This is a genomic window from Streptomyces tricolor, assembly GCF_002155905.1.
GTDB lineage: Bacteria > Actinomycetota > Actinomycetes > Streptomycetales > Streptomycetaceae > Streptomyces > Streptomyces tricolor.
The window spans coordinates 1-11,987 of the sequence record NZ_MUMF01000073.1 but is presented as its reverse complement, the minus strand read 5'-3'; the positions used below and the strand labels follow the sequence as shown (position 1 = coordinate 11,987).

The window sequence follows — 11,987 nt, the reverse complement described above, 5'->3', positions numbered from 1 at the left end:
GGGCCGGGGCGCGGCCGGTGGCCGGGGCGGCGCGGATCAGCGGGGCGGTGTCGGCGGCCGGGTCGGGCCACAGCCGGTGCAGCAGCAGACGGCGGCGCAGGGTCTCGCGTTCCAGCGCGACGACCGGCACCGAGGGCAGCGGTCCGAGGCGGGGCGCGTGGTCGTACCGGAACCGGCCGGGGGTGCTGCTCGGCGCCAGGGCGAAGAACCCGGCGTCGTACAGCGCGTCCAGATGGCACAGCTCCAGCGCGCCCGTGGGCAACGTCCCGGAGCGCAGCAGGAGTTCCGCCGCGTGCAGCGGGCCGGGGGTCCGGGCCGCGGCCTGCTGCCAGGCGGCCCCCGCGAGGGTGCCGTGGGCCGTGAGGAGCACGTCGAGGCCGGGGGCGAGGGGGCTCTCGGCGTGCACCACCCGGCCCTCGGCGAGATGCAGGACGCCGTGTTCGCGGACCAGGACGCCGGTGGCCCGCTCCTCGGCGAGCCGGGTCAGCATCGGGGACAGGGCGCGCACGGCCCCCTTGTCCCGCACCGGGAGGGCCGGCGGCGGGGTTCTGAGCACGGTCATCCCAGCACCAGCCGGGCGGCCATCTCACCGAGCCGGATCCGGGCGAGCGCGAGATTGCCCTCCTCGCGGCCGAGCCACAGGTGCAGGAACACGCTGCTGTCGAAGGACGTGTCCACGAACCGCAGCAGGTGGTAGCTGTCCCTGTTGCTGACGATCACGTCCTCCACCGGCGGCGGCGCGTCGCCGCGCGCCGTGAAGGTGCCGTGCTCGGCGGCCGTCCGGGCCAGTTCGGCGGCCTCGGCGGCGCTCGTCTCGTGATCGCCGCCGGGTGCCTCCCCGACCGTGCCGAGGGCCAGTCCGCTCGTCCAGTCCACCAGAGCGGCTCCCCGGGCACCGGGCAGCCGCATCGCTTCCAGCAAGCACTCGTCGATTCCGGGCACCGTGGCTCCCCTCCCGCCTGGGACTCCGGCTGAGTGACGCCGACACTACGCAACGTGTGTGCGAGAGGTGGGGCCTTTGGCATTTTCCGATGGAACATGCGTCCGGCGTACTAGTGTGGGTCAACTGACGTGAGTGCCAAGGCGGTTGGCGGACGTGCCGAGACCGGTCAGCGCCGCCGCGTGCGCCCCGCCGGACTCGGCCACCACCTCCGCGAGGCTCTGCGGCTCCCGCACGGTCGCGAAGGCGACGCCCCCGGCGCCGTCCGGCGCGTAGCCGTAGATCCCCGGACGGGCCAGGGAGTTGTAGGCGTAGTGGTGGGCGAAGTAGTACGCGCCCGTGTCCAGCGCCGCCGCGTAGTCGCCCTGCTCCAGCAGGGGCAGCGCGCGCCCCTCGGCGAGCAGGTCGCCCGAGAAGCAGGCCGGACCGGCCACGTCCTGCACCACCTCCGGCCCCGTCTTCGGCCGCCCCTCGGCGTCGTACGCGGCGATCCTGAGCGGCCACGCCCCCGGGACGTACACCGTCCGCGTCGCCACCTGCACGCCCGCGTGCGTCACCGCGATCCGCCGCCCGCCCGCGCTCTTGGCGTACTCCACCCGGGCCACCACCGTCCCGTACTTGGCCAGCAGCGACCGCCCGAACTCGGTCACCAGCCCGTACCGCCCGTCGAACAGCCCCGGCACCTCCTCGGCCAGCACGCGCGCGTACGCGGCGTACGTCGGCTCCGTCGCCTCCGACGCCACGTTCACCGGCAGCCCGCCGCCGATGTCGATCGTGTCGACCTGCCGCCGCCCCACGGCCGCGTTGATCTCCTCCGCCAGCGCGTACACCTCCGCCACGCCCCGCGCCAGCAGCGGCAGCGGGATGCCCTGCGAACCGGTGTGCGCGTGCAGCCGGGTCAGCCACGGCCGCTCCGCGTACGCCCGTACGACCCACGCGCGCGCCCCCTCGTCCCGCAGCGCCACCCCGAACTTCGAGGTCGGCGTCGCCGTGGAGGTCGCCCCGATCGTGCCGCCGCCGATCTGCGGGTTGACCCGGAGCCCGAGCGGGGAGCGGGCGCCGCGGGAGCGCACCAGGGCGTCCAGCCGGGCCAGCTCCTGCGGGTTGTCGGCGTTCACCGCGATGCCCAGGGCCAGCGCCTCGCGCAGCTCCGCCGGGGTCTTCGCCGGCGAGTCCAGCACCGTCCGCTCCGGCGGCACCCCGGCCGCCCGGGCCAGCGCCAGCTCCCCGGGGCTCGCCACCTCGGCGCCGATGCCCGCCTCGTGCAGCAGCCGCACCACCGGCACCAGCGGGGTGGCCTTCACCGCGAAGGCGTGCAGCACCGGTGTGCCGGGCGCCGCCACCGCCTCGAACGCCGCCCGCAGCGCCGCCGCCGACTCCCGGATGCCGACGACGTCCAGCAGACCCACCACGGCCGCGTCCGGGCCCAGCAGCCCCTGCCCGACGGCCGCCCGCACCGCCCGGTCCCGCCGCCCCGCCCGCTCCCGGGCCTCGCTCCCGATCTCCTCCATGGCTTCCCCGTCCTGTCTCGGATACCGGTGCTTCCAGACAAACACCCGCCGCGCCCGGACGTGGCCGCCCCGGTGTATTGACTAGCTCTATTCAGATCGACAGGATGTGAATAGACGTAGGCACCGGAGGAGGCAGACGATGTCGGGACCCCGCCCCGTACGAGCACCGCGCGGCACGGAACTCAGCGCCCTGGGATGGCAGCAGGAAGCAGCCCTGCGCATGCTGCAGAACAACCTCGACCCCGAGGTCGCCGAGCACCCCGACAAGCTCGTCGTCTACGGCGGCACCGGCAAGGCCGCCCGCGACTGGCGCTCCTTCGACGCCATGGTCCGCACCCTGAAGACCCTCAAGCAGGACGAGACCATGCTGGTCCAGTCCGGCCGCCCGGTCGGCGTCATGCAGACCCACGAATGGGCCCCGCGCGTCCTCATCGCCAACTCCAACCTGGTCGGCGACTGGGCCACCTGGGAGGAGTTCCGCCGCCTGGAGGCCCTCGGCCTGACCATGTACGGCCAGATGACCGCCGGCTCCTGGATCTACATCGGCACCCAGGGCATCCTCCAGGGCACCTACGAGACCTTCGCCGCCGTCGCCGCCAAGAAGTTCGGCGGGTCGCTCGCGGGGACCATCACGCTGACCGCCGGCCTCGGCGGCATGGGCGGCGCCCAGCCGCTCGCGGTCACCATGAACGACGGCGTCGCGATCTGCGTCGACTGCGACCCGCGCGCCATCGAGCGCCGCATCGAGCACCGGTACCTCGACGTCAGGGCCGACAGCCTCGACCACGCCCTCCGGCTGGCCGTGGAGGCCCGCGACGCGCGCCGCCCGCTGTCCATCGGCGTCCTCGGCAACGCGGCCGAACTGGTCCCGCAGCTGCTCGCGATGAACGCCCCCATCGACATCGTCACCGACCAGACCTCCGCCCACGACCCGCTGTCGTACCTCCCGGTGGGCGTGGCCTTCGAGGACATGGCCGCCGCGGCGGCGAAGGACCCGGCCGGCTTCACCACCCGCGCGCGGGAGTCCATGGCCCGGCACGTGGAGGCCATGGTCGGCTTCATGGACGCCGGAGCCGAGGTCTTCGACTACGGCAACTCCATCCGCGGCGAGGCCCGGCTCGCCGGCTACGACCGGGCGTTCGCCTTCCCCGGCTTCGTCCCCGCCTACATCCGCCCGCTGTTCTGCGAGGGCAAGGGCCCCTTCCGCTGGGCGGCCCTGTCCGGCGACCCCGCCGACATCGCCAAGACCGACAAGGCGATCCTGGAGCTGTTCCCCGAGAACGAGTCCCTCGCCCGCTGGATCAAGATGGCCGGCGAGCGCGTCCACTTCCAGGGCCTGCCCGCGCGCATCTGCTGGCTCGGCTACGGCGAGCGGGACAAGGCCGGGGAGCGCTTCAACGACATGGTCGCCGGCGGTGAGCTGGCCGCGCCGCTCGCCATCGGCCGCGACCACCTGGACTGCGGGTCCGTCGCCTCGCCGTACCGCGAGACCGAGGCCATGCTCGACGGGTCCGACGCCATCGCCGACTGGCCGCTGCTGAACGCCATGGTCAACGTGGCCTCGGGCGCCTCCTGGGTCTCCATCCACCACGGCGGCGGCGTGGGCATGGGACGGTCCATCCACGCCGGTCAGGTGACGGTGGCCGACGGCACGAAGCTGGGCGGCGAGAAGATCCGGCGCGTGCTCACCAACGACCCCGGCATGGGGGTCATCCGGCACGTGGACGCCGGGTACGACATCGCGGAGTCCGTCGCGGACGAGCGGGGCGTCCGGGTGCCGATGCGTGAGGGTGACCCGGCGTGACGCACGACGGCAACGCTCCGGTGGGGGCCGAGGTCTCGTCGCCGCCCGCGGGTTCGGCTGCGCCCGCCCTCCCCCAGGAGTCTCCGGCAGGCTCCGCTTCCGGGGGCACCCCCGTCGCCCTGCGGAACGACTGCCCGCAGCCCGTACCGGGTGACGGCTCCCGGCCCGCGTCGGCCGACGGGGGGCAGCCCGCCGGCGGCAGCTCCTTCCACGAGATGTGGCGCGAGCTGCTTCCCGTCGGCCGGCACCCCGACTCCCGCGGATACCGGCGCTACGCCTGGACCGGGGCCGACGCCGACTGCCGGGCCTGGTTCAAGGAACAGGCCGAGGCCCGCGGACTCGCCTACGAGGTCGACCGGAACGGGAACCAGTGGGCCTGGCTGGGGGACCCGGCGGCCGGGGACGCCGTCGTCACCGGATCGCACCTGGACTCCGTGCCCGACGGCGGGGCCTTCGACGGGCCCCTCGGCGTGGTGTCCTCCTTCGCCGCGCTGGACGAACTGCGCGGCCGGGGCGCTCGGTTCGCCAAGCCCCTCGCCATCGTCAACTTCGGCGACGAGGAGGGGGCCCGGTTCGGGCTCGCCTGTGTCGGCTCCCGGCTCACCGCCGGGCAGCTGACCGTCGAGCAGGCGCACCGGCTCACCGACGGGGACGGGGTCAGCCTGCCGCAGGCCATGGAGGCCGCCGGATACGACCCCGAGGCCATCGGCCCCGACCCCGAGCGGCTGGCCCGGATCGGCGCCTTCGTGGAGCTGCACGTCGAGCAGGGCCGCGCGCTGGACCTGTCCGGCGACCGGGTCGGCATCGCCAGTGCCATCTGGCCGCACGGACGGTGGCGGTTCGACTTCCGGGGCGAGGCCAACCACGCCGGCACCACCCGGCTGACGGACCGGCGCGACCCGATGCTGTCGTACGCCGAGACCGTGCTCGCCGCCCGCCGCGAGGCCCGGCTCGCCGGTGCCGTCGCCACCTTCGGCAAGATCTCCGTCGAGCCGAACGGCGTCAACGCCATCCCCTCGCTGGTGCGCGGCTGGCTCGACTCCCGCGCCGCCGACCAGGAGACCCTGGACACGGTCGTCGGGGGAGTGGAGAAGGCCGCGCGCGAGTACGCCACCGCGCACGGCGTCGATCTCGACGTCGTCCGGGAGTCCTTCACCCCGGTGGTCGAGTTCGATCACGCGCTGCGGGACGAACTCGGCCGGATCCTGGGCAAGGACACCGGTCTGACGGTGCCCGTCCTCGGCACCGGCGCGGGACACGACGCCGGGATCCTCTCCGGGAGCATCCCGACCGCCATGCTGTTCGTGCGCAACCCCACCGGTGTCTCGCACTCCCCGGCCGAGTTCGCGGCCGAGGACGACTGCGTGGCCGGGGTACGCGCACTCGCCGACGTACTGGAAGGGCTGGCCTGCCGGTGACCAAGGGGACCTACTGGTTGGAGCACGCCTGGCTCGGCGACCGCGTCGAGCCGGGCGTGGCCGTGGACGTGGCCGACGGCCGTATCGGCGCCGTGCGCACGGACGTGGACGCCCCGCCCCCGGGCGCCGAGGTGCTGCGCGGGCTGACCCTGCCCGGGCTCGCCAACGCCCACAGCCACGCCTTCCACCGCGCCCTGCGCGGCACCGTCCAGGTCGGCTCCGGCACCTTCTGGACCTGGCGCGAGGTGATGTACTCCGTCGCCGACCGCCTCACCCCGGAGACCTATCACGCCCTGGCGCGCGCGGTGTACGCCGAGATGGCCCTCGCCGGCATCACCTGCGTCGGCGAGTTCCACTACGTGCACCACGCCCCCGGCGGCACCCCGTACGCCGACCCCAACGCCATGGGCGAGGCGCTGATCGCGGCCGCCGCCGAGGCCGGCATCCGGATCACCCTCCTCGACACCTGCTACCTCTCCGCCGGCTTCGGCGAGCCGCCCAACACCCACCAGCTGCGGTTCTCCGACGGCAGCGCGGAGGCCTGGGCCGAACGCTGTGCAGTTCTCAAGGAGCGGGATCACGCGCGGATCGGGGCGGCGATTCACTCCGTACGGGCCGTGCCGGCCGGGCAGTTGGCGACCGTGGCGGACTGGGCGGGGGAGCGGCGGGCCCCGCTGCACGTGCACCTGTCGGAGCAGACCGCCGAGAACGACGCCTGCCTCGCCGCCCACGGCCGCACGCCCACCCGGCTGCTCGCCGACCACGGTGTCCTCGGCCCGCGCACCACCGGTGTGCACAACACCCACCTCACCGACGAGGACATCGCCCTGCTCGGCGGCTCGGCCACCGGCACCTGCATGTGCCCCACCACCGAGCGGGACCTGGCCGACGGCATCGGCCCGGCCGTCGCCCTCCAGCGGGCCGGCTCCCCGCTCTCCCTCGGCTCCGACAGCCACGCCGTCATCGACCTGCTCGAAGAGGCGCGCGCGATGGAGCTGAACGAGCGGCTGCGCACCCGCACCCGGGGACACTGGACGGCCGCCGCCCTGCTGCGGGCCGCCACCGCCGACGGCCACGCCGCCCTCGGCTGGGACGAGGCCGGCACCATCGAGCCCGGCGCGCTCGCCGATCTGACGACGATCGCCCTGGACTCGGTCAGGACGGCCGGGCCGCTGCCCAGGCTGGGCGCCGAGACGGCCGTATTCGCGGCGAGCGCGGCGGACGTACGGCATACGGTCGTGGGCGGCCGGCATGTCGTACGCGACGGGGCGCACACGCTCGTACCGGATGTGCCACACGCTCTCGCGCGGGCAGTCGAAGCTCTCCGCGCCTGACGATCACCCACGAGGACACCATGAGCAGCAGCACCGTCATCACCAACATCGCCACGCTGGTCACCAACGACCCCTCCCTCGGTGACGGCTCCCCCCTCGGTCTGGTCCAGGACGCGGCCGTCGTCATCGACGGCGACCGCGTGGCGTGGACCGGTGAGTCAAGCAAAGCACCCGCCACTGACAACCGGGTCGACGCGGGCGGCCGGGCGGTGCTGCCGGGCTTCGTGGACTCCCACTCCCACCTGGTGTTCGCGGGCGACCGGACGCAGGAGTTCAACGCCCGCATGTCCGGCCGCTCCTACACGGCGGGCGGCATCCGCACCACGGTCGCCGCCACCCGGGCCGCGAGCGACGCGGAACTGGAGGCGAACCTCACCCGTTACCTGACCGAGGCCCTCCGCCAGGGCACCACCACCTTCGAGACCAAGTCGGGCTACGGCCTCACCGTCGCGGACGAGTCCCGCGCCCTGCGCCTCGCGGCCCGGCACACCGACGAGGTGACGTACCTCGGCGCGCACATCGTCAGCCCCGACTACGCCGATGACCCGGCGGCCTATGTCGCCCTGGTCACCGGCGAGATGCTGGACGCCTGCGCGCCGCACGCCCGCTGGATCGACGTCTTCTGCGAGAAGGGCGCCTTCGACGGCGACCAGGCCCGCGCGATCCTCACCGCCGGCAGGGCGAAGGGCCTGCACCCGCGCATCCACGCCAACCAGCTGTCCTACGGCCCCGGCGTCCAGCTGGCCGTCGAACTGGACGCGGCCAGCGCCGACCACTGCACCCACCTGACGGACGCGGACGTCGACGCCCTCGCCAACAGCGACACGGTCGCCACGCTGCTCCCCGGCGCCGAGTTCTCCACCCGCGCCCAGTGGCCGGACGCGCGCCGCCTCCTGGACGCCGGCGTCACCGTCGCCCTCTCCACGGACTGCAACCCCGGCTCGTCGTTCACCTCCTCCGTGCCCTTCTGCATCGCCCTGGCCGTCCGCGACATGCGGATGACCCCGGACGAGGCGGTGTGGTCGGCCACGGCGGGCGGCGCCGCCGCCCTCCGCCGCACCGACATCGGCCGCCTCACCCCGGGCGCCTACGCCGACCTGACCCTCCTGGACGCCCCCAGCCACGTCCACCTGGCCTACCGCCCGGGTGTACCGCTGGTCACCGGGGTGTGGCGGCGCGGGGTCCGGGTGGTGTGACCGGTCTCACTCCGTGCGGGGACGGTGAGGACGCGCGGGGGCGGTGAGGCCCCTGGCAGGCGGGCGGTGAGGCGGGCCCCGGGCACGGCGAAGCGGCCCGGCACCACCGGCCGAGCCGCTTCATGCGCGGTGGCGAGCCGCCTCACGCACGGGACGGAGGTCACTCCTCCAGCGTCAGCCCCTTGCGCAGCCGTCCCAGCGTGCGGGACAGCAGCCGGGACACGTGCATCTGGGAGATGCCGAGTTCCTCGCCGATCTCCGACTGGGTCATGTTGGCCACGAAGCGCAGGGAGAGGATCTTCCGGTCCCGGGGCGGGAGTTCGGCGATCAGGGGCTTGAGCGACTCGATGTACTCGATGCCCTCCAGCCCGTGGTCCTCGTAGCCGATCCGGTCCGCGAGCGCGCCCTCGGAGTCGTCCTCCTCGGGCTGGGCGTCCAGCGAGGAGGCCGTGTAGGCGTTCGAGGCGGCCATGCCTTCCACGACCTCCTCGTTGGTGAGGCCGAGGCGTTCGGCGAGTTCCGCGACCGTGGGGGCGCGGTCCAGCTGCTGGGCCAGCTCGTCACCGGCCTTGGCGAGGTCGAGCCGCAGCTCCTGGAGCCGGCGCGGGACGCGCACGGACCACGAGGTGTCACGGAAGAACCGTTTGATCTCGCCGATGATGGTCGGCATCGCGAAGGTGGGGAACTCGACGCCGCGGGAGAGTTCGAAACGGTCGATCGCCTTGATCAGGCCGATGGTGCCGACCTGGATGATGTCCTCCATCGGCTCACTGCGGGAGCGGAAGCGGGAGGCGGCGAACTTGACGAGCGCGAGGTTCAGCTCGACGAGGGTGTTGCGGACGTACGCGAACTCGTGCGTCCCTTCCTCCAGCGACTCCAGTCGCTCGAAGAGGGTCTTGGAAAGGGCCCGCGCGTCGACCGGGCCGATCTCGTCGTACGGGGGGATCTCCGGGAGTCCCTCGATCAGGTCGAGGGCGTCGATGGGATGATCCAGTTGATCCGGTGGGGGTGTCGACGTCGCGATCGGGGTAGGCGATGCGTCGAGCCGGGGTGACATGGGTGTCCTCCATCGTTCTCGGCATATGGCTGCCGAAGCCAGTACGTGCACTGCGGTGTGCGGCGCCTCCGAAGCCGGCGTGTAGGGGTGTGTGTCCTTACTAGCCCTACCCGGTGCACCGAGCGGGTCGCAAGTGCGTTCTGTGCCGTTATGTCCGATTGTGTGCGGATGTTCGGGTGTCGGAGTGCGCATGGAAGGCGTAATGTTCGAGGGCATCAGCAGCCACGACCTCGGGAGAGAGACGGCATGGACCACGGGACGGTCGGCAGCGCACAGTCGGGCCGGCTTCTGGTGGAGGTGCGGGAGGAGGGCTCCAGCGCCGTTGTGACACCGGCGGGTGAGCTGGACCACCACACCGCCGATCTTTTGCGTGAGCCCCTCGACGACCTTCTGGCCAAGGGCTTCTCGCGGCTCGTGGTGGACTGCTCGCGCCTGGAGTTCTGCGACTCCACGGGGCTGAACGTTCTGCTCGGCGCGCGACTGAAGGCGGAGGCCGCCGGCGGCGGGGTCCATCTGGCCGGGATGCTCCCGGTGGTGGCCCGCGTGTTCGAGATCACCGGGGCGGAGGCGGTCTTCACCGTCCACGACTCCGTGGAGGCGGCCCTGGCCGACGGTGCCGACTGAGTCGCCGCCCCCCGTCCGGACCGGTCCGCGTACCGGCCCCCGTGGGCGTTGCGCGCGTCACCCCCAACTCGGGGGTGTCCCGTCGGATCGGCCGGGCAGGAGTGGGCAGAAGAAAGCGGGAGGCATCCTGCCGGCCGCCGGTCCGCCGGGCTCACCGGAGACCGGCGTACGGCATGGACGAACCGCGCGTGCGGCGGACGGGCGGGTACGGCATCCCGCCGCCCGGACGACGGGCGGGCGGCGGCGCCTCCGCGGGCGGACGGACGCGGACGCCTGCGGGCGGCGCACGGGCGGCGTGCGGACGTCGTACCGGCCGACCGGAGGCCGTACGGGCCGATCGAAGGCCGTACGGCCCGACGGGAGGCGGTGCGTACCGACCGGAGGCCGTACCGACCGACCGGCGCCCACGGTGCCGGAACCCCCGGCCGGACCGCCGGCGGGACCACTGACCGGACTATTGACATTCTGAACTGGTGAATCGGTGAGGTGAAGCGCTGATGAGCACCACCCGGCCTTACTCGCCGGGCGACCGCGGCCCGGAGCCCAGCGGCGCTTCCGGGGCGTCCGAGGGGGAGGCGCCGGTCGTCGGCGCAGCCACGGGGGCAGCCGCGCCGTCCGAGCCGACCGCGCCGCCCGGCCCGACCGACGGCATGCCGCGGGCCCGGGGGCGGCAGGTCCGCAGGCTCCGCCTGGAAGGCGAGAGCGGGGTCGTCCCGCTCGCCCGCGACTTCACCCGCCAGGCGCTGTACGCATGGGGCTGGCTGCCCGCGGCCACCGCCGACCAGCGGGCCGCCGCCGAGGACGTGCTGCTCGTCGTCTCCGAACTGGTCACCAACGCCTGCCTGCACGCCGAGGGTCCCGACGAACTCCGGCTCGCCTGCGACAACAAGGTGATCCGGCTGGAGGTCTCCGACCGGGGCACCGGCCAGCCGGCCCCGCGCACCCCGCACCGCGCCGGCCGCCCCGGCGGCCACGGCATGTTCATCGTGCAGCGGCTGTGCCTGGACTGGGGCGTCGTCCGCGCCCCCGGCACGCCGGGCAAGACGGTCTGGGCGGAGCTGGGCGCCCCGGCCTGACGCCCGTACGGCCGCCCGGGCCTCGGTCTCCACCCCCGCCCCCCTTCGCACGTGCCGGATCGCCACAACTCCGGCGTGTGCCGCGTCTTCCTTCCTCAGGGCCCCGGGCGTACCTTGACGGCCGAATCTGATATGCCGTCAGGAATGAATGGGGTGGACCGCTCGTGTCGTACCCGAAACGAACCGCCGCGCTCGCGTCCGCCGCGGCCCTGGCCGGCTCGGCGGTGCTGCTGGCCGCGCCGGCCGCCCGCGCCGACGTCGTCGACGTCAACTACCGCTGCCAGACACCGATCGGCGTCAAGAGTGCCGTCTCGCCCATCGACATCAAGAGCGTCCGGAACGGCGGCGGCTACAAGATCACCATGTCCTGGCAGAAGGGCGTCTCCTCCAGTCCGGTCGAGCTGGGCAAGGGCGCGATGAGCCCGAGCGCCACCATCAAGCTGGGCGGCGCCGACAGCGGCACGCTCGCCGTCAGCGGTCCCGCCAACACCGCCGCCATTCCGGCGAACACCCCCATCAGAATCAGCGACTTGAGCGGTACGTACACACCGGGCAGGAGCGGCAAGGTCACCTTCACGGCGGGCACGCTCACCATCAAGGCGCTCGGTACGACGACGACCTGCACGCCCACCAACAGCCCGAAGCCGTCCCTGACCCTGGACGTGATCGCGGCCGGCGGCGGCTCGTCCGCGTCGTCCTCCGGCGGTTCCTCGTCGTCTTCATCGTCCTCCTCGTCCTCGTCGGGCGGCGCCTCCACCGCCGGACAGCTTCCGCAGACCGGACCCGAGGACTCCGCGGTCGCCCTCGGCACGCTCGGCGGCACGGTCCTCCTCGCCGGCGCGGCGGGCGCCCTGTGGCTGACCCGGCGGAACCAGCCCGCCCGCCGCTGACCGGGGCGGCACCCAGCCCGTCATCGCCCGGCCCGCCAGCCGTCCGTCATCGACCGGTCCCGCCAGCCGCCCGCCGTCGACCGGTCCCGCCGGACTGCCCACCGTCGCCCGGTCCCGCCAGCCGCCCGCCGCGACCC

General features: G+C 73.7%; 10 protein-coding genes and 1 pseudogene. 7 read left to right on the top strand and 4 right to left on the bottom strand.

Annotation, left to right across the window (positions count from 1 at the left end; all coding sequences use genetic code 11):
* The 3 genes and pseudogenes from CCN44_RS06440 to CCN44_RS06430 form a co-directional block, all read right to left on the bottom strand.
* Window positions 1–562 (bottom strand): annotated as a pseudogene (locus CCN44_RS06440) (transcriptional regulator); the annotation flags it as partial.
* Window positions 559–942: a roadblock/LC7 domain-containing protein gene (locus CCN44_RS06435; RefSeq protein ID WP_059251087.1), complete on the bottom strand. Its 384-nt coding sequence runs from the start codon at window positions 940–942 to the stop codon at window positions 559–561. The gene CCN44_RS06435 and the pseudogene CCN44_RS06440, both read right to left, overlap by 4 nt.
* Before the next feature lie 120 nt (window positions 943–1,062).
* Window positions 1,063–2,451 (bottom strand): type III PLP-dependent enzyme domain-containing protein, encoded by a 1,389-nt coding sequence (locus CCN44_RS06430; protein ID WP_086697091.1) that lies wholly within the window; start codon window positions 2,449–2,451, stop codon window positions 1,063–1,065.
* Between the two features lie 139 nt (window positions 2,452–2,590).
* Here CCN44_RS06430 and hutU point away from each other — a divergent pair, with 139 nt between their 5' ends.
* From hutU to hutI, 4 genes are all read left to right on the top strand, one after another.
* Window positions 2,591–4,255 carry a urocanate hydratase gene (gene hutU, locus CCN44_RS06425; RefSeq protein WP_059251089.1) on the top strand — a complete coding sequence of 555 codons (1,665 nt, stop codon included), beginning with the start codon at window positions 2,591–2,593 and terminating at the stop codon, window positions 4,253–4,255.
* A gap of 215 nt (window positions 4,256–4,470) precedes the next feature.
* Entirely contained in the window at window positions 4,471–5,673 is a 1,203-nt protein-coding gene (locus CCN44_RS06420) for an allantoate amidohydrolase (protein WP_086697092.1), read from the top strand.
* On the top strand, window positions 5,670–7,007 hold the full coding sequence (locus tag CCN44_RS06415) for a formimidoylglutamate deiminase (RefSeq protein WP_086697090.1): 1,338 nt from the start codon (window positions 5,670–5,672) through the stop codon (window positions 7,005–7,007). Before CCN44_RS06420 ends, CCN44_RS06415 begins: the two co-directional genes overlap by 4 nt.
* Window positions 7,008–7,027: 20 nt before the next feature.
* Window positions 7,028–8,203 carry an imidazolonepropionase gene (hutI, locus tag CCN44_RS06410; protein ID WP_086697089.1) on the top strand — a complete coding sequence of 392 codons (1,176 nt, stop codon included), beginning with the start codon at window positions 7,028–7,030 and terminating at the stop codon, window positions 8,201–8,203.
* A gap of 160 nt (window positions 8,204–8,363) precedes the next feature.
* Here hutI and CCN44_RS06405 read toward each other — a convergent pair whose 3' ends face one another.
* Entirely contained in the window at window positions 8,364–9,260 is an 897-nt protein-coding gene (locus CCN44_RS06405; protein ID WP_059251092.1) for an RNA polymerase sigma factor SigF, read from the bottom strand.
* 246 nt (window positions 9,261–9,506) lie between these two features.
* On the opposite strand from CCN44_RS06405, the gene CCN44_RS06400 reads away from it, so the two are divergent.
* From CCN44_RS06400 to CCN44_RS06390, 3 genes are all read left to right on the top strand, one after another.
* Window positions 9,507–9,884, top strand: coding sequence for an STAS domain-containing protein (locus CCN44_RS06400; protein WP_059251093.1), 378 nt, complete (start codon window positions 9,507–9,509; stop codon window positions 9,882–9,884).
* 497 nt (window positions 9,885–10,381) lie between these two features.
* A complete protein-coding gene (locus CCN44_RS06395) occupies window positions 10,382–10,960 on the top strand; it encodes an ATP-binding protein (protein WP_059251096.1) in 579 nt (192 codons plus the stop codon).
* 164 nt (window positions 10,961–11,124) lie between these two features.
* Window positions 11,125–11,850 (top strand): LPXTG cell wall anchor domain-containing protein, encoded by a 726-nt coding sequence (locus tag CCN44_RS06390; RefSeq protein WP_086697088.1) that lies wholly within the window; start codon window positions 11,125–11,127, stop codon window positions 11,848–11,850.
* Window positions 11,851–11,987 lie beyond the last annotated feature (137 nt).

Coding starts and splice junctions, on each gene's coding strand:
- CCN44_RS06430 (WP_086697091.1), bottom strand. CDS start 2,451: ATGGAGGAGATCGGGAGCGAGGCCCGGGAGCGGGCGGGGCGGCGGGAC.
- hutU (WP_059251089.1), top strand. CDS start 2,591: ATGTCGGGACCCCGCCCCGTACGAGCACCGCGCGGCACGGAACTCAGC.
- CCN44_RS06420 (WP_086697092.1), top strand. CDS start 4,471: ATGTGGCGCGAGCTGCTTCCCGTCGGCCGGCACCCCGACTCCCGCGGA.
- hutI (WP_086697089.1), top strand. CDS start 7,028: ATGAGCAGCAGCACCGTCATCACCAACATCGCCACGCTGGTCACCAAC.
- CCN44_RS06405 (WP_059251092.1), bottom strand. CDS start 9,260: ATGTCACCCCGGCTCGACGCATCGCCTACCCCGATCGCGACGTCGACA.
- CCN44_RS06400 (WP_059251093.1), top strand. CDS start 9,507: ATGGACCACGGGACGGTCGGCAGCGCACAGTCGGGCCGGCTTCTGGTG.
- CCN44_RS06395 (WP_059251096.1), top strand. CDS start 10,382: ATGAGCACCACCCGGCCTTACTCGCCGGGCGACCGCGGCCCGGAGCCC.